We start from the raw sequence: 22053 nt of genomic DNA on the forward strand, positions 1-22053 counted from the left end.
CCGGCTCTTCGCGTGTCCCGATGGGTTCCTATCGAGCGCTCTCACTTGGGCAAGTGCGCGTCGTTAGCACGTGGTCTGTTACCGTATGATCATTCGTTCTCTGAAGTGAGGATTGTCGTGGTGAAGGTCAGCAGCGAGTACATGCAGGCGAAGCGAGACCAGATCGCCCGCGCCGCCATTGAGCAGTTCTCGCGACGAGGAATTCACCTGACCTCGATGGCCAACATCATCGAGGCTTCCGAACTGTCGGCCGGTACGATCTATATCCATTTCAAGGGAAAGAACGAGATTATCGCTTACGTCGCCCGGACGACCTTCAGCGGTCTGTTCGCTGAGGTGGAGGCTGCTGTCACCACGGAGCCGCCGCCGCGGCCAAGCGAGCTGATTGACCTGATCACCTCACGCATCGCCACCGCCGACATCCCCTCAGGGCTCTTGATCCAAGTCTGGGGTGAGGCCGTGTCAAACCAGGAGGTCCGGAGGGCGGCGAACTCCGTCTATGAGCAGGCGCTTGACACCCTCCGCGAGTACTGCGTGGCCTGGATGCTCTCTGGCGAAGGGAAAGGTCTGCCCACAGCCCGACGTGAGGCACCCGCTCGCGCTCATCTGATGGTCAGTCTCATCTACGCGCAGATCCTCCAGATGTCACTCATCGATGGCTACGACACAGGCTCCCTCAGTGCGGAGCTCGCGACCCTGCTTGACCGCTCCTGATGCCTGGCAGTGTGCGGAATCTGGCCTCACAGCCGGTCGCGTCGTTCGAGGATGGCGGGGCTCTCCTGTTCGAGGACGTGTCCCCGGTGGAGCCGACGTACGTGGTGTCGGCTGGGCTGAGAACCGGAGGAGCAGGCCGTGCGGCGAGTATGCTTCGAGCGCTTCTCATCGGCTATTGCTTGTGGGCCACTCGATACAGTGGACGCTCATTGTCGACTCTCTGCCACTGATCGCCGTCATCCTCATTGCGGGACTGTCGACCTGTTGGGAAGTGGTGAGTGGTTCCGTGCTGGTGAGCCCTGAGCGAATCTTCTGGGGCTCACAGCCAGTCCCGCCGTTTGAAGACGATGTAGAGCACCATGGCCGAGGCGGCCATGAGTCCGAGGGCCATCGGGTAGCCGTAGCGCCAGTCCAGTTCGGGCATGTGGGAGAAGTTCATGCCGTAGATCGAGCCGATGAGGGTCGGGACGAGCAGGATGGCGCCCCACGAGGAGACCGTCTTCATGTTGTCGTTGCGTCGCTGGTCGGCGAGGGTCGCGTTGACCGTCAGGATCTGCGTCAGCAGTTCGCGCACCTGACTGATCTGCTCGCCGACGCGGCGTACGTGGTCGGCCACGTCGCCGAGGTGGGCGCGCAGTTCGGCGGCGACGCCGTGCTTGTCGAACCCGGCCCGCAGCGCCTCGATGATGTCCGATATCGGGGCGACGGCCTGCTGCAGGTCCAGGGCCTCGCGGCCCAGCCGGTAGATGCGTTCCGGGGCGGCCGTGTCGCCGCTGAACACCTGTCGTTCGATCTGGTGCAGATCGGTCTGCACACCACGCACGACCGGGAAGACCGAGTCGACCACCGCGTCGAGGATGCCGTAGAGCAGGGCCTCCGATCCCAGGGCGAGGAAGTCCGGCGGGTAGCGGAGCGGTGAGCCGGGCCAGATGAGGCCGTGCGCGGTCGGGCGCACCAGCATGACGACGAGATTCTCCCGCTTGAGGACGTGCACCTCGGCGACGTCGACGTCCTCGATGTCATCCAGGTAGAAGACCGGCTCGACGACCATGAACAGGGCGTCGTCGTAGCGTTCCAGCTTCGGCCGCTGGTGCCCCTTGCGCAGATCCTCGACGAGCAGCGGATGCAGGTTCATCGCCTGCTCCAGGCCGCGGATCTGCGACGGGGCCGGGTCGGAGTAGGTGACCAGCGCCGTACGCTCGGGATGGTCGGCCAGGAAGTCGAGCGCATCGGAGAGTTCGCCCGTCCCGTCGCGGAGGATCCAGCGTCCCTCGTCGAAAAGACTGATGGTGACCGTCCCGCCCACCGGTCCGGTCCCGGCTCGCTGGTCGTTCCTCATGGAGCCCCCTCCCCGGCGCCGGAGCGGCGCGATGTTCAGTCGATGACGTCGCCCTCGATGATGACATCATCGCCCCCGTCCTCGTCGCGGCCGCCACGCCGACGCCGGACACGGTCCGCCGCCCGCCGGGCGGCCATCGTCTCGTGGGGTATGGAGGCGGCCCTCGCGCCGATGGCGTACCCGCGCAGGCGCACGGCGAATGCGATGAGGGAGGCGCCGAACAGGGCCATGAGAAGGCCGATGACGATGCCTGCGGCAGCGGTGCCGAACTGCGGATGGACGAGCAGGACGATGCCGATGACGATCCCTATCAGCCCGATGACCTGCAGCCAGCGGGTGCTGCCGAACGAGCCGTGCAGAACCGTGCCGAGAGCACCGGCCGCGAGGGAGCACACGAGGATCGCCCCACCCATCGCCATGATGATGAGCTCACCGGTCAGCCCGGGGTGCCAGAGCATGAAGACGGCGGCCAGCGCCAGCAGGACGCCGGAGAGAACCATCATGCCCGAGCCGACCCGGCCGCGCGAACGCAGACCGGTGACGACCGAGCCGAGTGCCGAGACGATCATGGCGAGGGCGATGATGCGGACGAGCGCGTTCACCGAGTGACCGGGCCAGATCATGCAGGCCAGGCCGGCGGCCGTGATGACGATGCCGGCGACCAGGCAGGCGAGCCAACCACGCCCGGAGGGCGCGCGGCGCGCGAACCGGTCCTGACCCATGCCGGGGACGTGCATTCCGGAGATGCTCATGGTGACTCCTGAACCAGATGTGATGAACCAATCCTGAGCGAGGACGGCTCACCCATCAAGGTGAAACGCTGGACGTTGTTCGCCCTGGGCCGCACCGGCGGACGGGGCGCCGCCGGGCGTTGCCCGTGACGCGGGCGGGGTAGCCTGTGACGGGTCGGTGCCGGAGCCTCCAGGCCCGTGATGGGAGGCGTGGTGAGGGGAGCGAGATGAGCAGGAGCAACTTCGTCCATCTGCACGTGCACACCGAGTACTCGATGCTCGACGGTGCCGCCAGCAATGCGAAGCTGTTCGCCGAGGTCGCCCGGCAGCGCATGCCCGCCGTGGCCATGACCGACCACGGCAACATGTTCGGCGCCTACGAGTTCTTCCAGACCGCCAAGAAGTACGACGGCACCGAGAACCCGGCCGTCAAACCGATCATCGGCATCGAGGCGTACGTGGCTCCCAGCAGCCGGTTCTCCCGCAAGCAGGAGTTCTGGGGCGTGGGACGCGACTCGGATGCGCCGGAGGTCGAGGGCGGCAAGGACGTCTCCGGCGGCGGGCGCTACACGCACATGACGATGTGGGCTCGCAACCCGACCGGCCTGCGCAACCTGTTCAAGCTGAGTTCGCTGGCCAGCTACGAGGGCTACTACATGAAGCCCCGCATGGACCGCGAACTCATCGCCGAGCACGCCGAGGGCATCATCGGCGCCACCGGCTGCCCCTCGGGCGAGGTGCAGACCCGGCTGAGGCTCGGCCAGTTCGAGGCGGCCTGCGAGGCCGCGGCCGCCTACCAGGAGATCTTCGGCAAGGAGAACTACTACTGCGAGCTGATGGACCACGGGGTGCCCATCGAACGGGAGGTGCGCGACGACCTGCTGCGCCTGGCCAAGCGGCTCGACCTGCCCCTGCTGGCCACCAACGACTCCCACTACGTCACCGAGGACCAGGCCGATGCGCATGACAACCTGCTGTGCGTCGGCGTGGGGCGCAACAAGGACGACCCGAACCGTTTCCGCTTCAACGGCTCGGGCTACTACATCAAGACGAATGAGGAGATGCGGGCCCTGTTCCCGGCCGAGGCCGCCGACAACACGCTGCTCCTGTCCGAGATGATCGAGCCCTACGACGAGGTCTTCGCCCACGTCGACCGGATGCCGCAGTTCGACGTGCCGGAGGGCGAGACCCAGGAGAGCTGGCTGCGCAAGAAGATCCAGGTGGGTCTGAAGAAGCACTACGGCGACAACCCCAGCAGGCAGGTGCTGGAACGCGTCGAGACCGAGCTGGCGACCATCGAACCGCTGGGTTTCAGCTCGTACTTCCTCGTCGTCTCCGACATCTGCGACGCCGCCCGCCGGATGGGTGTGCCGGTCGGTCCGGGGCGTGGCTCGGCCGCCGGTTCGATGATCGCCTATCTGACCGACATCATCGCCATCGACCCGCTCGAGCACGACCTGCTGTTCGAACGCTTCCTCAACCCCGAGCGCGTCAACCCGCCCGACATCGACCTCGACTTCGACGACCGCCAGCGGGACAAGGTCATCGACTACGTCACCGCCAAGTACGGGGCCGAGTACACCAGCCAGGTGAACACCTTCAGCACGATCAAGGCGAAGGCCGCCGTCAAGGACGCCAACCGCATCCTCGGTTATCCCTTCAGCCTCGGCGACCGGATCACCAAGGCGATGCCGCCCGACATCATGGGCAAGGGCGTCCCGCTCAACGACCTGTTCGACCCCGAGCACCCGCGGTACGCGGAGGGCGGGGAGTTCCGCGAGTTGTACGAGGCAGACCCGGACGTGCACCGCGTCGTCGACACCGGCAAGGGCCTGGAGGGTCTGATCCGCGGCACCGGCGTGCACGCCTGCGCCTTCATCCTGTCCAACGAGAAGCTGCTCGACCTCGTCCCCATGCACAAGAGGGACAAGGACGGCATGATCATCGCCGGTTTCGCCTACCCTCAGCTCGAGGAGATGGGCCTCATGAAGATGGACTTCCTGGGGCTGCGCAACCTCGGCATCATGGACCACTGCCTGAAGATCATCAAGCAGAACCGGGGCGAGGACGTCGACCTCACCGCGGTTCCGCTGGACGACAAGGCCACCTACGAGCTGCTGTCGCGGGGCGACACGCTCGGTGTCTTCCAGCTCGACGGGACGGCCATGCGTGCCCTGCTCCGACAGATGGGCCCGAACGTCTTCGACGACATCATCGCCGTCCTGGCCCTGTACCGGCCCGGCCCGATGGGCGCGAACGCCCACATCGAGTACGCCGACCGCAAGAACGGCCGCCGCCCGGTCACCCCGATCCATCCCGAACTCAAGGAGGACCTGGACGAGATCCTGGCGCCGACCTACCACCTCATCGTCTACCAGGAACAGATCATGGCGATCGCCCGCAAACTGGCGGGCTACACCCTCGGCGGCGCGGACCTGCTGCGCCGGGCCATGGGCAAGAAGAAGAAGTACATCCTGGACCAGAACTTCACGCCCTTCCAGGCCGGCATGCGCGCCAACGGGTACTCGGACGAGTCGATCCAGGCGCTGTGGGACGTCATGGTGCCGTTCGCCGGATACGCCTTCAACAAGTCCCATGCCACCGGCTATGCGCTCGTCAGCTACTGGACGGCCTATCTCAAGGCCAACTACCCGGCCGAGTACGGCGCCGCCCTGCTGACCAGCGTCGGCGACGACAAGGACAAGATGGCCCTCTACCTGGCCGACATGCGGGCCCAGCACATCAAGGTGCTGCCGCCCGACGTCAACGCCTCGCAGAACGAGTTCACGGCCGTCGGCGAGGACATCCGGTTCGGGCTGGGCGCCATCCGCAACGTCGGCGAGTCGGTCGTGGCCGGTATCGCCGAGGCGCGCCAGGAGCACGGGCCGGCCAAGGACTTCTACGAGTTCCTCGACCAGGTGCCGCTCAGCGTGTGCAACAAGCGCTGCATCGAGTCGCTCATCAAGGCGGGATCCTTCGATTCGATGGGGCACTCGCGCCGTGCGCTCATGGATGTCTTCGAGAGCGCCGTCGACGACGTCATCGACCTCAAACGCAACCAGGCCAACGGCCAGGACGATCTCTTCGGCGACCTGATGGGCGGCGGCGACGCCGCGGACACCGGCCTGTCCCGCAGCGTTCCCGAGACCCCCGACTGGGACAAGCGCACCAAGCTGGCCTTCGAACGGGAGATGCTCGGCCTGTACGTCTCGGACCATCCGCTGCAGGGGCTCGAGCACGTGCTCAGCGCCGAGAGCTCGATCGGCATCGGCACGCTCATCGAGACCGGCTCCGAGCTCGACGGCCGGGTGGAGACCATCTGCGGCATGATCACCCAGGTCCAGCGCCGGCAGTCCAAGTCGGGTGCCTTCTGGGCGACCGTCACCGTCGAGGACCTCGACGCCAGCGTCCAGGTCCTCGTCTTCCCGAAGGTCTACCAGACCTGCCTGACCCAGCTCGTGCCCGATACCGTGGTGCGCATCACCGGCCGCGTGGCCAACAAGGACGAGTCCATCGAGATCCAGGCCAACGAGCTGACGGTGCCGGACGTGCGGATGAGCTCCGACGGGCCCGTGACGATCCAGATGCCCGTCGTGCGGTGCATCCCGCCGGTGGTGCAGGAGCTGCGGCAGGTGCTCACCGCCCATCCGGGCGGCACCGAGGTGCGGGTCAAGCTGGTCGGCCCCCAGAAGAGCACCCTCATGAGGCTCGGCGACTCACTGCGGGTCAGCAACGAGCAGCCGCTCATCGCCGACCTCAAGGCACTGCTCGGCCCCGGCTGCATCGCGGTCTGACCGGTTCGGCCCGGTCCGGCGGGTGCGGCTAACCTGTGGGAGTCGTCGAACTCGAGGGGGCACGTCATGAGTGAGCAACCGCTGCGCACGCCGGATGGCCGCGTCCCGGCGGTCGTCGCCTCCACCGAGACGACCGGTCCCCAGAAGGCGATCGCCGAGCCGGTCGCCTCCGAGCTGCACCGCGTCAGCCTGTGGCGCCCGCACATCAGCAGACGAGACGGCGTCCTCATCGCCCTCTTCGCGGGGCTCGTCCTCGTCCTCGGTCTCCTGGCCGGGCTCTGCTGGTCGGTGGTGACACCGCTGCAGTCGGTCACCGTCAGCTCCGACGGCACCGCCACGATGACGAATCACGCCGCCGTGGAGAGTTTCAGCCCCGATGCCGTCTTCGTCATGATCGGTCTCGTCGTCGGTCTCGTCCTCGGCTTCTTCGCCTGGCACTGGTTCAGGCACGCGGGATGGCCCGTCGTCCTCCTCGCCGTGGCCGCCGCCGGCCTGTGTGCGCTCCTCGCGGCACGTTTCGGGGCCATCATCGGGCCGAGCGGCTTCGACACCCGCCTGGCCGGTGCAGGCGCCGGTGAGACGGTCGTCTTCGACCTGGCCCTGACGACCCCGACGGCCTGGGTCGTCTGGCCCTTCGCGGCCGTCATCCCGGTGCTCGTCTACAGCTCCCTCACCCATGACGGCGACGACCGGCGGGCGCGCACCCGGGCCGAGGAGGGGGCCACCGGGGACGGCGAGGACGACCACTCCCCGCGCTGGGCGGAGGAGGGACGGACCGGCAGCGGTCACAGCCTGCTGCGCTTCCTGCACGGCCAGCGCACGACGGTACCGGCCCCGGACGACGGGCGGACCGGGGCCTGACACGCGCTCGCCGCGAGGATCCCCGGTCAGCGGGTCAGTCCCGCCAACGTGCCCCGGGTGGCCGTCAGCAGGGCCGCCGGGCTCAGTTCGACGCTCAGCCCGCGGCGGCCGGCCGAGACGAAAACGGTCTCGTAGCCCATCGCGCTGGCGTCGATGAAGGTTCTCATCCGGCGTTTCTGCCCGAACGGGGAGATCCCGCCGACGACGAATCCGGTTGCCCGCTGCGCCAGGCCGGGACTGGCCAGGGCGGCGTGCTTGCCCCCAGCCGCCGCGGCGGTCGCCTTCAGGTCGAGCAGCCGGTCCGAGCCGATGACGGCGGTGACGAGCCGGCGGGGATCGTCGTCGAGCTCGACGACGAGCGTCTTGAAGGCGCGGCCCGGTTCGACGCCGAGCGCCCTCGCCCCCTCCAGGCCGTAGTGCTCGGCCCGGGGATCATGCTCGTACGAGTGCAGCGTGAACGCCACCCCGGCCCTCGTGAGGGCCGTTGTCGCGGGCGTCCCGGTGGACCTGCGGGTCATGGCTCAAGTCTGCCCCGCTCGGGTGGGGCGGATCGGTGTGGTCACAGCAGCGAGATGACCCACACGGCGGCCGGGGCCAGGACCAGCGCGGGCAGCACCTCGACGACCGGCAGCTTCCTGATGCCGGTCATCGTGAACCCCAGTGAGAGCAGGATGATGCCGCCGGCGGAGTTCAACGCGGCCACCTCGGGGTCGGGCAGCATGCCGCCGGCGAGGTAGCCGATGAACGTGACCGTACCGAGGTAGATGAACTGCACGACGGCCGAACCCATCACCGAGGCGCCGAAGGTCGACGCCAGCGCGATGGACGTGAAGCCGTCGAGGACGGCGTTGATGCACAGCTGGCTGGGGCCGTTGCCGAGGCCGTCCTGCAGGGCCCCGAGCAGACCCAGCGGGCCGACACAGAAGATGAGGACCGCCGTGACGAAACCCTCCAGGTCGTCCCGGTCGCCCGGCGCCGGGTCCTTGCGGCGCATCCGCATGACCATGCGCCGGCCCCACTGGCCGAGCCGGTCGAGCCGTTCGGGCAGTCGCAGCCCCCGCCCGATGAGCGTGCCGACGACCAGGCTGAGCATGACGACGACCATGCCGAAGTCCCCGACGACCTCGGCCAGGGCGGCGTCGGAGAAGTCCATGCCCGAGTCGACGCCGATGACGATGACGACCAGGCTCAGCACGGTGGTGATGGCGGTGCGTGCCTCCTTCGACAGGCGCTGGCCGATGAGCAGGCCGATGACCGAGCCGACGAGGATCGACGACACGTTGATGACCGTTCCGGCTCCGATGAAGATCTGAGGGGTCACCGTCCCATTCCACCACCGACGGCCGGCCGGGCGTGGCATCGTCCAGGCCCGGATCCGTCGCGGGAGCGGTCTCACGCCCGTGTGCGGCCGCGCGCCCGGGCGGAGGCCGCGACTAGGCTGATGCCATGCTGCGGATCACTGACCTACGTGGACGACGACTGGACGACTACACGGCCGTGCTGCCGCGCGGCACCTTCGACGTCGAGCATGCCCTGACAGCCGTCGAGCCCCTGTGCCGGGCCGTCAGGGACGAGGGACAGGCCGCGCTCCTGCGTTTCGCCGAGCAGTTCGACCACGTCGTGCCCGAGCAGCTGCGCGTGCCGGCCGAGGCGCTGGACGATGCCCTCGACCGGCTCGACCCGGCCCTGCGCGCCGCCGTCGAGGAGTCGATCCGTCGTCGCCGTGTCGTCGCCGAGACCGTCGAGACCGAGGAGCCCTACCGGCAGGTCGAGGTCGCCCCCGGGGCCGTCGTCGGCAACCGCCTGGTCCCCGTCGAACGCGTCGGCCTGTACGTGCCCGGCGGCCTGGCCCCGCTCGCCTCCACCGTCCTCATGAACGTCGTGCCGGCCCAGGTCGCCGGTGTCGGCCAGGTGGCGGTCGCCACCCCGCCCCAGGCCGAGTACGGGGGCCTGCCGAACCCGACCATCCTCGCCGTGTGCAGGCTGCTCGGCGTCGACGAGGTCTACGCCGTCGGCGGAGCCCAGGCCATCGCCATGTTCGCCTACGGCGTGCCGGGCCTGTGCCGCCGCGTCGACATGGTCACCGGCCCGGGCAACATCTACGTCGTGGCCGCCAAACGCCATCTGCGCGGGCTCATCGGCATCGACGCCGAGGCCGGCCCCACCGAGATCCTCGTGCTCGCCGACGGCACCGCCGATCCGGTCCACGTGGCGGCCGACCTCATCAGCCAGGCCGAGCACGATCCCATGGCGGGCGCCGTGCTCGTCACCGACTCGACGGCGCTGCTCGAAGCCGTCGAGGCCGAGCTGGCCGGCCAGGTCGCCCGGCTGGACACCGCCGACCGCCTGCGCATCTCGCTGACCGGCGAGCAGTCCGGCGTCGTGCTCGTCGACGACATGGAACAGGGCCTGGCCGTCACCAACGACTACGCGCCCGAGCACCTGGAGATCCAGACGGCCGAGGCGGCGGCGCTCGCCCGGCGCGTGCGCAACGCCGGGGCGGTCTTCGTCGGCGGCTCAGCGCCCGTGACGCTCGGCGACTACTCGGCGGGCTCCACGCACGTCCTGCCGACCGGGGGAGCGGCCCACTACGCGTCCGGTCTCACCACGCGCAGCTTCATGAAGTCGGTGCACGTCATCGAGTACACCCCGCAGGCGCTGGCCGACCTGGGGGACGGCGTCCAGCGGTTCGCGCACGCCGAGAACCTTCCCGGCCACGCCGCCGCCATCGCCGCGCGCACGGGAAGCCAGGTGCAGGCATGAGCGAGACCCCACGCATCCCGGGCCCGGCGATAACCCTCGACGAGTTGCCGCTGCGCCCCGAACTCGTCGGATCGCAGCCCTACGGCGCCCCGCAGCTCGACGTGCCGGTGCGGCTCAACACCAACGAGAACCCGTACCCGCCCAGCGCGCGCGTGCGGGCTCACATGGCCCGTCAGATCGATCAGATCACCGCGTCGATCAACCGCTACCCCGACCGCGAGGCCCTGGCGCTGCGCGCCGATCTGGCCGCCTACCTCGGTTTCGGGCTCACCAGTTCGAACATCTGGGTTGCCAATGGCTCCAACGAGGTCATGACGCACATCCTGCAGGCCTTCGGCGGCCCGGGCCGCACGGTGCTGAGCTTCACCCCCACCTACTCGATGTATCCCGAGTACGCGCGCAACACCCACACGAGGTATGTCGCCGTGCCCCGCAGGGACGACTACACGCTCGATGCCGACCTCGTCGTGGCGGCCGTCGCCGAGCACCGGCCCGACGTGCTGCTCATCACGACGCCGAACAACCCGACGGGCACCATCACCCCGGTCAAGGTGATCGAGGAGATCTGCGAGCGCGTCGACTGCATCGTCGTGGTCGACGAGGCCTACCAGGAGTTCACGGAGTTCCCCGCGGACTCCTCGCTGGCCCTGCTCGCCCGTTTCGGCCGCCTCATCGTCTCGCGCACCATGTCGAAGGCCTTCGCCCTGGCAGGCGGGCGCGTCGGCTACTTCGCCGCGGCTCCGGCGGTCGTCGACGCCTGCCGCATCGTGCGTCTGCCCTACCACATGAGCGCGCAGACCCAGGCCATCGCCAGGGTCGCCCTGGCCCACAGGAACGAGATGCTCGCCCAGGTCGACGCCCTGCGCCAGGAGTGCCAGGAGCTGCAGGAATGGCTGCGGCGTGCCGGTCTCGAGGTCGTGCCCAGCCAGGCGAACTTCATCCTGTTCGGCAGGTTCGCGGACCGCCACGCGGTCTGGCAGGAGGTCCTGGACGCCGGCGTCCTCATCCGCGAGGTCGGCCCCGAGGGCTTCCTGCGGCTCAACGCCGGCACGCCGGACGAGATGAGGGCCTTCCGCGAGGCCATCAGCCCGGTCATCGCCCGCCCCGGCGTGCTGGTCCGCTGAGAACCCCCGAATCCCGCTGCACGTTGTCTCCGGAAAGGACGAACATGAGCCGCACGGCACGCATCCATCGGGTCACGAGCGAGTCCGACGTCCAGGTCAGCCTCGACCTGGACGGCACCGGCGCCTCGCACATCAGCACCGGTGTGGGCTTCTACGATCACATGCTCACCGCGCTGAGCAGGCACTCGCTCATCGACCTCGACGTCACCACCACCGGAGACACCTGGATCGACGGGCACCACAGCGTCGAGGACACCGCCATCGCCATCGGCCAGGGGCTGCGTGAGGCACTTGGCGACAAGTCGGGCATCCGCCGTTTCGGCGACGCCCTCGTCCCCCTCGACGAGGCGCTGGCCCAGGCGGTCGTCGACGTCGCCGGCCGGTCCTACACGGTGTGCACCGGCGAACCCGAGTCGCAGGTCACCGCTCGCATCGGGGGCTCCGGGGTGCTGTACGCCGGGTCGATGACCTACCACGTCATGGAGTCGCTGGCCTCGAACGCGGGCATCTGCCTGCACCTGCGTCTGCTGGCCGGCCGCGAGCCGCATCACATCGTCGAGGCCCAGTTCAAGGCCGTTGCTCGCGCCCTGCGCGCCGCCATCGAACCCGACCCGAGGGTCACGGGCATCCCGAGCACGAAGGGCGCGCTGTGAGCGGGTCCGGCCCGCTGATCGGCGTCCTGGACTACGGCTCGGGGAATCTGCACTCGGTCAGCCGTGCGCTCGACGCCGCCGGGGCGCAGGTGCACCTGTCCTCGTCCCCGACCGGATTCGAGAACTGCCAGGGCCTCGTCGTGCCGGGTGTCGGCGCGTTCGCCGCCTGCATGGCGCAGCTGCGGGCCGGCGGGGGAGCCGACCTGGTCAGGTCCTGGGCGGACCGGTCTCGTCCGCTGCTGGGGATCTGCGTCGGCCACCAGGTGCTGTTCGCCTCCGGGGACGAGCACGGGCAGGTGAGTGAGGGCATCGGCGTCTTCGACGGCACCGTCACCGAGCTGACCAGCGCCCGCCTGCCGCACATGGGCTGGAACGTGGTCGAGCCGGCCGCCGACAGCCGGCTCTTCGCCCATCTGGCGGCCGAACGCTTCTACTTCGTCCACTCCTACGCCGCCCACAGCGCCCCGTCGGGCGCGCTCGTCAGCTGGGTCGAGCACGGGGGCGATCGCTGCGTGGCAGCCGTCGAGCGGGGCGTGGTCTGCTCCACCCAGTTCCACCCCGAGAAATCCGGAAGGGCCGGGGCCCGGCTGCTGCGCAACTGGCTCGACATCGTCGAACGGTCCTGAGCCACTGAGAGGCTCGGCGCTGTGTCGAGGGCCTGGGCCGGCCGGCCGGGTGGGCTAGGGTTTTCCCGTGAGCATTGAACACAGCGAGACCCTTCAGCTCCTTCCCGCCGTCGATGTCCAGAACGGGCAGGCGGTCCAGCTGGTTCAGGGAGTAGCCGGCTCGGAGAAGGTCTTCGGCGACCCGCACGAGGCCGCCAAGCGCTGGGTGGAGGCCGGGACGACCTGGCTTCACCTGGTCGACCTGGACGCGGCCTTCGGCCGCGGCTCGAACGCCGACCTTCTCGCCGGGCTCATCAGCGAGCTCGACGTCGACGTCGAGTTGTCCGGCGGCATCCGCGACGACGCCAGCCTCGAGCGCGCCCTGTCCACCGGCTGCCGCCGGGTCAACATCGGGACCGCGGCGCTGGAGAACCCCGGCTGGTGCGCCGAGGTCATCGCGAGCTACGGGGATCGCATCGCCATCGGCCTCGACGTGCGCGGCACCAGGCTCGCGGCCCGCGGCTGGGTGTCCGAGGGCGGCGAGCTGCTCGACACTCTCGAGGTCATGAATGCGGCCGGCTGCGCGCGGTACGTCGTCACCGACGTCACCTCGGACGGCATGCTGTCGGGACCGAACCTGGAACTGCTGACCACCGTCTGCGCCCACACCGACGCGCCGGTCGTCGCCTCCGGGGGCATCACCTCACTCGAGGACGTCCAGGCCCTCCGGGCGATGGTCGATCAGGGCATCGAGGGCGCCATCATCGGTACCGCCCTGTACATCGGCAGGTTCACCCTGTCCGAGGCCCTGGCGGTGGCGCGGTGACTCCGGAGTGGGCCGAGACCTTCGTCGATGACCTCCTCGACTGGAGTTTCCTGAGCTTCGACGACCTGCCCGAGCTGGCCGAGCTGCGGGCCGCCATGGAGTACTACGACGACCCCCTGCAGACCATGGGCTACGACGATCTCGTGGCCGACTGGAACCGGCCGGGCGCCCATGCCAGTCACCATGCGGTCGTGGGGCGCGAGAAGAGCGGGCGCATCGTCGCCTACGGCTGGAACCATCCGGACCTCAGCGACCTGTCGCTGCCCAGGGTGTGGTTCGACGTCGGTGTCCATCCCGCGTGGCGGCACCAGGGAATCCGTCACAATCTCTCGCTGTGGCTCATCTCCCGCGCCGAGCAGTGGTACCTGCACGTGTACGAGGAGGGCACCGGTCCGCTGTGGATCGGTTCGATGGTCGACGAGAAACGCATCGGCCTGACCGATTCCATCGTGAGCGCCGGCCTGGCCCCGGAACGCTGGCAGTTCGACATGCACCGCGACCTGGCGGGGGCCGAGCTGCCGGAGCTGGTCATCCCCCCTGAGGTCACGATCGTGCCCTTCGAGGAGAAGTACTCCGAGCAGGCCCGGGCCGCCCACAACGAGGCCTTCGCATCGCGCCCCGGGGCCCACGAGACGAGTCGCGAGGACTGGGAACGCTCCCTGGACTCGGAGGGGGCCCGGGCCAGGCTGTCGTGGCTGGCCATCGTCAACAGCCCCCAGCCCAGCCACACCGACGCCCCGCACGGCAGGGTCGTCGGCTACGCCATCAACCGCGCCTACGAGGACGAGGTCCTGGAGGGGTGGACCGAGCGCATCGGCGTGTGCCCCTGGTGCCACGGCAAGGGCATCGGCCGCGCGTTGATGGTCACCTCGATGCGCGGGTTCGTCGAGGCCGGCCTGGAGAGCGCCGGTATCGGTGTCGACACGGTCATGCCGCAGGTCGCGAAGGACTACTTCGCCTCGATGGGTTTCGAGGCCACCGAGAGCCTCATCGTCTACGGACGCACCAGCAGCTACGAGGAGCTCCTCGCCAAACGCACCGGCTGACCCGGCCTGGCGGACGGCTGTCCGGCCGGATCCTGCCGCCGGCTTCATCGCGGTGAGTAGAATCGATGAGGTTGTGGCGCCGCCGAGTCGGCGCGCCCGTCACCGAGCATGAGGAACGAACGAGTCAATCAAGAGGGGATCTGCGTATGAGCGGTCACTCCAAGTGGGCCACCACGAAGCACAAGAAGGCGGCGATCGACGCCAAGCGCGGGAAGCTCTTCGCCAAGCTGATCAAGAACATCGAGGTTTCGGCCCGCGTGGGCGGTGGCGACCCCACCGGTAACCCGACCCTGTACGACGCGATCCAGAAGGCGAAGAAGAACTCCGTCCCCAACGACAACATCGACCGCGCGGTCAAGCGCGGCTCGGGTGAGGGCGCCGACGCGGTCAGCTACGAGGAGATCATGTACGAGGCCTACGGGCCCGCCGGCGTGGCGATCCTCATCGAGTGCCTGACGGACAACCGCAACCGGGCCGTCTCCGATGTGCGGACCGCCGTCACCCGCAACGGGGCGACCATGGCCGATGGCGGTTCGGTGCAGCGCCTGTTCAGCCGCAAGGGCATCGTCACGGTCCCCAAGACCTTCCAGGTCGAGGAGGGGCGCAAGACGGTCGAGCACACCGTCGACGAGGACCAGGTGCTGGAAGCCACCATCGACGCGGCCGTCGAGGACCTCCAGGACCAGGGCGAGGTCTTCGAACTGGTCTGCGACCCGAACGACCTGGTCGAGGTGCGCAAGGCCGTCCAGGCCGCCGGCATCGACTACGACTCCGCCGAGGTCAGCTTCGTCGCCAGCTTCGACCAGGGGGTCGACAGTGCCGAGGACGCCACGAAGCTTGAGAAGATCCTCGACGCCCTCGAGGACCTCGACGACGTGCAGAACGTGTACACCAACGTCGAGTACTCCGAGGCCGTCGAGAAGGCGCTCGCCGGGCAGGACTGAGCGCCCCGGAGTGTTCCCGCCCGGCCCCGGCCGGGGACGGGATACACTCGGTTCTCGAACTGATGTTCGGATCCGGCTGCGGGTGTTCACCATCCCCCGGCCGGATCCGGTGCCAGGGCCGGCCCGGCCCGGATGCTAAGGAGCGCCAGTGCGCGTCATGGGAGTCGACCCGGGACTGACCCGGTGCGGGGTGGCCATTGTCGAGGGGCGCCCCGGTGCCCGCCCCGGGCTCGTCGCTGTCGGCGTGGTGCGCACCAGCCCCGACATGCCGCACGAGTACCGCCTGCTGCGGCTGGAGGAGGGCCTCACGGGGTGGTACGACGCGTACCACCCCGAGACCCTGGCGATCGAACGGGTCTTCGCCCAGCACAATCTGCACTCGGTCACCGGTATCGCGCAGGCCGCCGGCATCGCCATGCTCATCGGCGCCCGGCACGACACGCCCGTCGCGCTGCACACCCCGAGCGAGGCGAAGGCCACCATCACCGGCTCGGGACGGGCCGACAAGAAGCAGGTCGCAACCATGGTCGCCCGGATCCTCGGACTCGCCACACCCCCAAGACCCGCCGATGCGGCTGACGCCGTGGCGCTGGCCATCACGCACCTGTGGCGCGGCGGGGTCCAGGCCAGGTACACCGAGGCCGCCGCGGCTGCGGCGCGGAGGAGGGCCTCGTGATCGCACAGGTGCATGGGACCGTCGCAGCCATCGGCGCCACGTGGGTCGTCGTCGACGTGAACGGGCTCGGGCTGCGCGTCGCCACGACCCCCGCCACCGTTTCCGCACTGCGCATCGGCGGCGACGCCCTGCTGCACACCGTCATGATCGTCCGCGAGGACGAGATGAGCCTGTACGGGTTCGCCGACCGTGACGAGCGTGAGTGCTTCGCCCTGTGCCTGTCGGCCTCCGGCGTCGGGCCGAAACTGGCGCTGGCCATCGTCAGTGTGCTGAGCCCGGCCCAGCTGGCCGCCGCGGTGCGGGCCGAGGACATCGGCCAGCTCACGCAGGTGCCGGGTATCGGCCCGAAGGGCGCCCGCAAGATCGTCCTCGAGCTCAAGGACAAGGTGGCGGCGCTCGGTGTCCAGGACGTCCCGGCGCCCCAGACCCCGGAGGCGGAGCCGTGGCGCGAGCAGGTTCGCGAGGGCCTGGAGTCGCTCGGCTGGTCCAGCCGGGACGCCGAGGCCGCCATCGAATCGGTTGCCGAGCTCGCCGGATCCGAGCCGGCGCCGTCGGTCTCGGTCCTCATGAAGGCCGCCCTCGCGTCGTTGGCCCGCGCATGAGCGCGGTTCCGACGAGTTCGCGCATGAGCGGCACGTGCGGTCGTGCGCCGCGAGGCGGGCGCCGATCGGCGGTGTCGGCGTTCCCGCTCGCCGTTCCTGGCTCTAGGCTGGACTGATCATGGAGTACTCACCGGTCAGTCCTCAGGCCGAGCCCGCCGAGCGGGCCGCCGAGGCGGCGCTGCGTCCCTCCACCCTGTCGGAGTTCGAGGGCCAGCCGCGCGTCCGCGAGCAGCTCGGTCTCGTCCTGGCCGCAGCCAGGCACCGCGGTGCCGTCCCCGACCACGTCCTGCTCTCGGGGCCCCCCGGCCTGGGCAAGACGACGCTGGCGATGATCATTGCCGCCGAGATGGGTGTGCCGCTCCACATCACCTCCGGTCCGGCGATCCAGCACGCCGGCGATCTGGCGGCGATCCTGTCCGGGCTGGTCACCGGCGAGGTGCTCTTCCTGGACGAGATCCACCGGATGTCGCGTCCGGCCGAGGAGATGCTGTATCTCGCCATGGAGGACTTCCGGGTCGACGTCGTTGTCGGCAAGGGCCCGGGCGCAACGGCCATCCCGATCGACATCCCGCCGTTTACGCTCGTCGGCGCGACGACGCGCGCCGGCCTGCTCCCGGGCCCGCTGCGCGACCGTTTCGGGTTCACCGCGCAGCTCGACTTCTACGAGACCGAGGACCTGGCGCAGATCGCGCAGCGCTCGGCGGACAAGCTCGGGTTCAGCCTCGACGACGAGTCCGCCCAGGTGATCGCCTCGCGCTCCCGCGGCACGCCGCGCATCGCCAACCGTCTGCTGCGTCGCGTGCGCGACTACGCCCAGGTCAACAACGGGGGCGAGGTGACCGCGACACTGGCCCGGGCCGCGCTGGAGCTCTACGAGGTGGACGAGCTGGGTCTCGACAGGCTCGACAGGGGAGTGCTCGAGTCGATCTGCCTCAAGTTCGGTGGTGGCCCGGTCGGGCTGTCGACGCTGGCGATCAGTGTCGGCGAGGAGACCGAGACCGTCGAGGAGGTCGCTGAACCGTTCCTCGTGCGCAAGGGCTTCATCATGCGCACCCCCCGCGGGCGGGTCGCAACCGCCGCCGGCTGGGCCCATCTGGGGCTGACCCCGCCCCAGGGGGCGGGGGACGACCTGTTCTCCTGAGAGCGCTCCTGGGCACATTCGTCCGGAATCGGCTCGCAGGCCGTGCCACGGTCCTGTGATGCTGGACCGAGCCGGTAAACTCGCCACGGCGTGCCATGCCGGGCACGGCTCGACTAAGTGAGGATTGCAATGAGTAGCTCCTATCTCATCATCATGATCGTGGTGATGTTCGCCCTCATGTACTTCATGGTGATGCGTCCCCAGCGCAAGCAGATGGAGAAGCAGCGAGAAATGCTCAACCAGATGGGCGAGGGCACCCGCGTCATGCTCACCAGCGGCCTGTTCGGCACCGTCCGCGCCACCGGGGACAACCAGGCGGTCATCGAGCTGGCACCCGGCGTCGACATCACCGTCCTCAAGCAGGCGATCAGCAGGGTCGTCAAGCCCGAGGACGAGGAGTTCGAGTTCGCCGATGACATCGCCGAGGACCAGGAGCCCTCCGCCGACGAGGCGCCCAGCGATCCCAGCGCCGAACCCGCCAGTGGCGAGGGGCAGCCGGCGCAGGCCGGCGAGGCCGATGACGTCGAGCCCATCGGCACCGAGCAGGACCGGTCCGGTGATGCCCAGGACGCCGTCGACGACGGCACGACGACGGAGGCCGCCGACGGCGCCGCCGTGGCCGGTGACGACGACAAGAACTGACCTGACACGAACCCTGGAGAGCCTGATCAATGGCCGCTCGAAACACCACACACTTCTCCCCCTGGAAGCGGCTGGGGGCCTTCGGCCTGGTCGTCGTCCTGCTCTACGTGATGATGGCGCTGACCGATTCATGGACCCCACGGCTGGGCCTGGACCTGCGCGGCGGCACCACCATCACCCTGACGGCCAGGAATGACGCCGACGGCTCCACCCCGAGCCAGGAGAACATGGAGACCGCCCGCACGATCATCCAGAACCGGGTCGACTCGCTCGGCGTCGGCGAGAGCTCGGTCACTCTCCAGGGCGACCGCCAGATCGAGGTCTCCGTGCCGAACGTGAGTGGCGACGAGCTCGTCGACCTCGTCGGTACGACGGCCAGGCTGGCGTTCCGCAACGTCTACTACATGGACTACAGCGCCGTCGCGCAGCAACCCGCGTCGGATGGGCAGAGCGGCACGGAGGGCGAGTCCGACGGTGCCCAGGACACCGGTTCGGCCGATGAGTCGGCGCCGTCGGACCAGGGGAGCGGCGAGCCCAGCAGCGCGCAGAGCCCGGCCGGACGCGTCCTGCCCGAACTGCCGACCTCCCCCTCACCGGCCCCGACCGAGCGACCCACCGCCGCCGGTTCCGGTCCGGCCGACTTCGAGGGCCGGCTGAACTGGACGCCCAGCCAGCAGGACTACACGGACTTCGCGTCGTGGGACTGCGACCAGGCCACGCCGGACGTCGAGGACCAGCCCCTCTTCGCCTGCAGCGAGGACGGCCAGTACAAGTACCTGCTGGGCCCGGTGCTCATCTCCGGCGAGAACGTCACCGACGCCACCGCCGGCGTCCCCCAGAACGAGGTCTCCTGGGTGGTCAACCTGGACTTCGACGAGACCGGGGCAGACGAGTTCGGCCAGGCCACCACGTACCTGGCCACCCAGCAGAGTCCGCTCAACGAGTTCGCCATCGTCCTCGACGGCGAGGTCATCTCTGCCCCGCAGGTCTCCGAGGCCATCGTCTCCGGCTCCGCGCAGATCAGCGGCGGCAACATCAACCAGGAGACCGCCACGACGCTGGCCAACCAGCTCAAGTACGGCGCCCTGCCGATCGCCTTCGACGTCTCCAGCGTCAACACCGTCTCGCCGACCCTCGGCGGCGACCAGTTGACCGCGGGCCTCATCGCCGGAGCCGTCGGCCTGGGACTCGTCCTGCTCTACAGCTTCGTGTACTACCGCGGCCTCGGCATCGTGGTGGCCGGTTCGCTCATCGCGGCCGCCGTCGTCACCTGGGCCACGCTGGTGCTGCTCGGCACGGCCGTCGGTTTCGCCATGAACCTCCCGGGCATCGCGGGCGCGATCGTGGCCATCGGCGTGACGGCGGACTCGTTCATCGTCTACTTCGAACGCATCCGGGACGAGATCCGCGACGGGTACTCCCTGCGGCACTCGATCCAGAGCGGCTGGACGAAGGCCCGCGGCACCATCGCCATGGCCGACGCCGTCCAGCTGCTGAGCGCCGTCGTGCTGTTCATCCTGGCGATGGGCACGGTCAAGGGTTTCGCCTTCACGCTCGGCGTGACGACCGGCATCGACCTGTTCATCGTCTTCTTCTTCACTCATCCGCTCGTCACGCTGCTGGGCCGCACCGCCTTCTTCGGCCAGGGCAAGCGCTTCAGCGGTTTCGAGCCGGAACACCTGGGGGTCAGCCGCGCCTCACTCACCGGCCTGCGCCGTGCCCGCGGTGGCGCCCCGGCGGCCACGGGGGATGACGGGGACCGGTCCGCCGACGATTCGAAGGAGTCGTGATGAGTACCACCGCTGCAACCCCCGGGCCGCAGGCGTCCGAGCAGGAGAAGGCCTCCGGCAGTGGCTTCTTCCACAAGCTCTACACCAGCCAGTTCGCCATCGACTTCGTCGGCCGGCGCAGGCTCTGGTACGCCATCTCGATCGCGCTGATCCTCATCTCGCTGCTGGCCGTCGCCGTCCGGGGGCTCAACCTCGGTATCGAGTTCACCGGTGGCTCGGTCTTCACCGTCCCGGTCTCCCAGGTCGGCGACGACACGGTCAGCCAGGTCCGCAGCACCGTCATCGACTCGGGTGTTCCCGACGTCTCAGGCGCCCAGGTGACCACCGTCGGCGACAACTCCATCCGCGTCCAGACCCGCAGCCTGTCGACCGAGGAGGTCGTCCAGCTGCGACAGGCGCTGGCCGGCCAGGAGGAGGGTGTCACCTCCGATGACGTCACCTACCAGCTGATCGGCCCGTCATGGGGCTCCCAGATCACGGTGAAGGCCATTCAGGCACTGGTGGTCTTCCTCGTCCTGGTCGGCGTGATGATCTGGATCTTCTTCAGGAACTGGCGGATGTCGGTGTCGGCCCTGCTCGCCCTGGCCCACGACCTGATCGTCACCGTCGGCCTCTACGCCCTCATCGGGTTCACCTTCACGCCCGCGACCCTCATCGGGCTGCTCACGATCCTCGGCTACTCGCTCTACGACACGGTGGTGGTCTTCGACAAGGTGCGCGAGAAGACGGTGAACATCACCAAGCAGAACCGCACCTTCTCCGATGCCGCGAACACCGCGATCAACGACGTGCTCGTCCGGTCGATCAACACGACACTGCTCGGCGTCCTGCCCGTGCTGGCCCTGCTGATCGCCGGCGTGGTGTTCATGGGCGGCGACGGTCCACTGGCCGACCTCGGCCTGGCGCTGCTTCTCGGCATGGTGGCCGGGGCCTACTCCTCGCTGTTCATCGCCACGCCGCTGTTCAGCCAGCTGCGTGAACGCCAACCCGACATGGTCAAGCACCGCGCCAACCTGGCCAAGCGCGCGCGACGGGCCAAGGCCAGGGTCCAGATCGCCACGACCGAGGTCGACGAGACGGCCGACCCGGCCACCGTGATCACCGGCCCGGTCCCGGTGACTTCCGAGGAGGGGCCCGACAGGCCACTCGGCTCGAAGAACTCCGCCGGACGCGCCCAGCCGGCCCGTACCACCCGTGCCCAGCGAAAGAAGTGACCGATGGCAGCGAATCAGGCCCGGCTCGAACGCATCGAGTCTCTCATCCGTACCGTCCCTGACTTCCCCAAACCAGGCGTCATCTTCCGAGACATCACCCCTCTCATGGGCGATCCGGCCGGCCTCGGCGCGACGATCGACGAGCTCATCAACCAGATCCCCGGCACGATCGACGTCGTGGCGGGCGTCGACTCGCGCGGCTTCCTGTTCGGTTCGCCGATCGCTGTCGCCCTGGGGATCGGTTTCGTGCCGATCCGCAAGCCCGGCAAGCTGCCGGCGGCCGTCTACGAGGAGAGCTTCGAGCTCGAGTACGGCTCCAGCACGTTGAGCATCCACCAGGACGCCCTCGAGCCGGGCCAGCGCGTCCTGCTCATCGACGACCTCCTGGCCACCGGCGGCACCCTCGGGGCGGCGGCCCGGCTCGTGCTGCGCGAGGGGGCGGTCCTGACCCACACCGAGACGGTCCTGGAGCTCAGTGGTCTGGGAGGACGCGAACACCTGGCGCGGCAGGGCGTCGAGTCGTTCTCCTCGCTGCTGACCTTCTAAGCCTCCTTCCCGTGCGACGCGCCCCGGGACGGCCCGACACGA

General features: G+C 69.0%; 21 protein-coding genes. 17 read left to right on the plus strand and 4 right to left on the minus strand.

The features are described from left to right. Positions 1–120 precede the first annotated feature (120 nt). A complete protein-coding gene (locus PROPJV5_RS00240) occupies positions 121–714 on the plus strand; it encodes a TetR/AcrR family transcriptional regulator (RefSeq protein WP_182858498.1) in 594 nt (197 codons plus the stop codon). Positions 715–1033: 319 nt separating this feature from the next. Here the strand turns inward: PROPJV5_RS00240 and PROPJV5_RS00245 are convergent, their stop codons facing one another. Beyond that, positions 1034–2053 (minus strand): magnesium and cobalt transport protein CorA, encoded by a 1020-nt coding sequence (locus PROPJV5_RS00245; protein WP_119714350.1) that lies wholly within the window; start codon positions 2051–2053, stop codon positions 1034–1036. Positions 2054–2088: 35 nt separating this feature from the next. Then, the gene (locus PROPJV5_RS00250) at positions 2089–2805 is read right to left on the minus strand and encodes an HdeD family acid-resistance protein (protein WP_119714351.1); all 717 of its coding nucleotides are present in this window, start codon (positions 2803–2805) and stop codon (positions 2089–2091) included. Between the two features lie 206 nt (positions 2806–3011). Here PROPJV5_RS00250 and dnaE point away from each other — a divergent pair, with 206 nt between their 5' ends. Both dnaE and PROPJV5_RS00260 read left to right on the plus strand, forming a co-directional pair. Then, positions 3012–6578 (plus strand): DNA polymerase III subunit alpha, encoded by a 3567-nt coding sequence (gene dnaE / locus PROPJV5_RS00255; RefSeq protein ID WP_119714352.1) that lies wholly within the window; start codon positions 3012–3014, stop codon positions 6576–6578. A 66-nt stretch (positions 6579–6644) separates the two neighbouring features. Next, positions 6645–7439, plus strand: a complete 795-nt coding sequence (locus PROPJV5_RS00260) for a hypothetical protein (protein WP_119714353.1) — start codon at positions 6645–6647, stop codon at positions 7437–7439. Between the two features lie 26 nt (positions 7440–7465). On the opposite strand, the gene PROPJV5_RS00265 is transcribed toward PROPJV5_RS00260, so the two are convergent. Both PROPJV5_RS00265 and PROPJV5_RS00270 read right to left on the minus strand, forming a co-directional pair. Next, a complete protein-coding gene (locus PROPJV5_RS00265; RefSeq protein WP_119714354.1) occupies positions 7466–7957 on the minus strand; it encodes an aminoacyl-tRNA deacylase in 492 nt (163 codons plus the stop codon). A gap of 41 nt (positions 7958–7998) precedes the next feature. Further along, positions 7999–8760, minus strand: coding sequence for a DUF554 domain-containing protein (locus PROPJV5_RS00270; protein WP_182858499.1), 762 nt, complete (start codon positions 8758–8760; stop codon positions 7999–8001). A gap of 125 nt (positions 8761–8885) precedes the next feature. On the opposite strand from PROPJV5_RS00270, the gene hisD reads away from it, so the two are divergent. The 14 genes from hisD (at position 8886) to PROPJV5_RS00340 (ending at position 22011) form a co-directional block, all read left to right on the plus strand. After that, on the plus strand, positions 8886–10202 hold the full coding sequence (hisD, locus tag PROPJV5_RS00275; RefSeq protein WP_119714356.1) for a histidinol dehydrogenase: 1317 nt from the start codon (positions 8886–8888) through the stop codon (positions 10200–10202). Continuing rightward, positions 10199–11326 carry a histidinol-phosphate transaminase gene (locus PROPJV5_RS00280; protein WP_119714357.1) on the plus strand — a complete coding sequence of 376 codons (1128 nt, stop codon included), beginning with the start codon at positions 10199–10201 and terminating at the stop codon, positions 11324–11326. Before hisD ends, PROPJV5_RS00280 begins: the two co-directional genes overlap by 4 nt. A 44-nt stretch (positions 11327–11370) precedes the next feature. After that, positions 11371–11979, plus strand: coding sequence for an imidazoleglycerol-phosphate dehydratase HisB (hisB, locus tag PROPJV5_RS00285; protein WP_119714358.1), 609 nt, complete (start codon positions 11371–11373; stop codon positions 11977–11979). Next, on the plus strand, positions 11976–12605 hold the full coding sequence (gene hisH, locus PROPJV5_RS00290) for an imidazole glycerol phosphate synthase subunit HisH (protein WP_239018331.1): 630 nt from the start codon (positions 11976–11978) through the stop codon (positions 12603–12605). The genes hisB and hisH overlap by 4 nt, the downstream gene beginning before the upstream one ends. A 67-nt stretch (positions 12606–12672) precedes the next feature. Further along, positions 12673–13410 carry a bifunctional 1-(5-phosphoribosyl)-5-((5-phosphoribosylamino)methylideneamino)imidazole-4-carboxamide isomerase/phosphoribosylanthranilate isomerase PriA gene (gene priA / locus PROPJV5_RS00295; protein WP_119714359.1) on the plus strand — a complete coding sequence of 246 codons (738 nt, stop codon included), beginning with the start codon at positions 12673–12675 and terminating at the stop codon, positions 13408–13410. After that, positions 13407–14456: a GNAT family N-acetyltransferase gene (locus PROPJV5_RS00300; RefSeq protein ID WP_119714360.1), complete on the plus strand. Its 1050-nt coding sequence runs from the start codon at positions 13407–13409 to the stop codon at positions 14454–14456. Before priA ends, PROPJV5_RS00300 begins: the two co-directional genes overlap by 4 nt. 146 nt (positions 14457–14602) lie before the next feature. Further along, positions 14603–15400: a YebC/PmpR family DNA-binding transcriptional regulator gene (locus PROPJV5_RS00305; protein WP_119714361.1), complete on the plus strand. Its 798-nt coding sequence runs from the start codon at positions 14603–14605 to the stop codon at positions 15398–15400. A gap of 157 nt (positions 15401–15557) precedes the next feature. Next, the gene (ruvC, locus tag PROPJV5_RS00310) at positions 15558–16076 is read left to right on the plus strand and encodes a crossover junction endodeoxyribonuclease RuvC (RefSeq protein ID WP_119714641.1); all 519 of its coding nucleotides are present in this window, start codon (positions 15558–15560) and stop codon (positions 16074–16076) included. Next, positions 16073–16678 carry a Holliday junction branch migration protein RuvA gene (gene ruvA, locus PROPJV5_RS00315; RefSeq protein WP_119714362.1) on the plus strand — a complete coding sequence of 202 codons (606 nt, stop codon included), beginning with the start codon at positions 16073–16075 and terminating at the stop codon, positions 16676–16678. The genes ruvC and ruvA overlap by 4 nt, the downstream gene beginning before the upstream one ends. A 112-nt stretch (positions 16679–16790) precedes the next feature. Then, a complete protein-coding gene (ruvB, locus tag PROPJV5_RS00320) occupies positions 16791–17819 on the plus strand; it encodes a Holliday junction branch migration DNA helicase RuvB (RefSeq protein WP_182858529.1) in 1029 nt (342 codons plus the stop codon). 129 nt (positions 17820–17948) lie between these two features. Continuing rightward, a complete protein-coding gene (gene yajC / locus PROPJV5_RS00325) occupies positions 17949–18461 on the plus strand; it encodes a preprotein translocase subunit YajC (RefSeq protein ID WP_119714364.1) in 513 nt (170 codons plus the stop codon). A gap of 29 nt (positions 18462–18490) precedes the next feature. Continuing rightward, complete coding sequence (gene secD, locus PROPJV5_RS00330; RefSeq protein WP_119714365.1) at positions 18491–20251, plus strand: protein translocase subunit SecD; 1761 nt, start codon at positions 18491–18493, stop codon at positions 20249–20251. Continuing rightward, on the plus strand, positions 20251–21465 hold the full coding sequence (gene secF, locus PROPJV5_RS00335) for a protein translocase subunit SecF (RefSeq protein WP_119714366.1): 1215 nt from the start codon (positions 20251–20253) through the stop codon (positions 21463–21465). Before secD ends, secF begins: the two co-directional genes overlap by 1 nt. A gap of 3 nt (positions 21466–21468) precedes the next feature. Beyond that, entirely contained in the window at positions 21469–22011 is a 543-nt protein-coding gene (locus PROPJV5_RS00340; protein ID WP_119714367.1) for an adenine phosphoribosyltransferase, read from the plus strand. The last annotated feature ends 42 nt before the right edge of the window (positions 22012–22053 follow it).

Origin of the sequence: Propionibacterium ruminifibrarum (assembly GCF_900289195.1) — a bacterium.
Taxonomy (GTDB): domain Bacteria; phylum Actinomycetota; class Actinomycetes; order Propionibacteriales; family Propionibacteriaceae; genus Propionibacterium; species Propionibacterium ruminifibrarum.

Coding starts and splice junctions, on each gene's coding strand:
- secF (WP_119714366.1), top strand. CDS start 20,251: ATGAGTACCACCGCTGCAACCCCCGGGCCGCAGGCGTCCGAGCAGGAG.
- PROPJV5_RS00250 (WP_119714351.1), bottom strand. CDS start 2,805: ATGAGCATCTCCGGAATGCACGTCCCCGGCATGGGTCAGGACCGGTTC.
- hisD (WP_119714356.1), top strand. CDS start 8,886: ATGCTGCGGATCACTGACCTACGTGGACGACGACTGGACGACTACACG.
- PROPJV5_RS00265 (WP_119714354.1), bottom strand. CDS start 7,957: ATGACCCGCAGGTCCACCGGGACGCCCGCGACAACGGCCCTCACGAGG.
- PROPJV5_RS00245 (WP_119714350.1), bottom strand. CDS start 2,053: ATGAGGAACGACCAGCGAGCCGGGACCGGACCGGTGGGCGGGACGGTC.
- ruvC (WP_119714641.1), top strand. CDS start 15,558: ATGGGAGTCGACCCGGGACTGACCCGGTGCGGGGTGGCCATTGTCGAG.
- PROPJV5_RS00280 (WP_119714357.1), top strand. CDS start 10,199: ATGAGCGAGACCCCACGCATCCCGGGCCCGGCGATAACCCTCGACGAG.
- PROPJV5_RS00305 (WP_119714361.1), top strand. CDS start 14,603: ATGAGCGGTCACTCCAAGTGGGCCACCACGAAGCACAAGAAGGCGGCG.
- dnaE (WP_119714352.1), top strand. CDS start 3,012: ATGAGCAGGAGCAACTTCGTCCATCTGCACGTGCACACCGAGTACTCG.
- yajC (WP_119714364.1), top strand. CDS start 17,949: ATGAGTAGCTCCTATCTCATCATCATGATCGTGGTGATGTTCGCCCTC.
- PROPJV5_RS00340 (WP_119714367.1), top strand. CDS start 21,469: ATGGCAGCGAATCAGGCCCGGCTCGAACGCATCGAGTCTCTCATCCGT.
- PROPJV5_RS00260 (WP_119714353.1), top strand. CDS start 6,645: ATGAGTGAGCAACCGCTGCGCACGCCGGATGGCCGCGTCCCGGCGGTC.
- hisB (WP_119714358.1), top strand. CDS start 11,371: ATGAGCCGCACGGCACGCATCCATCGGGTCACGAGCGAGTCCGACGTC.
- secD (WP_119714365.1), top strand. CDS start 18,491: ATGGCCGCTCGAAACACCACACACTTCTCCCCCTGGAAGCGGCTGGGG.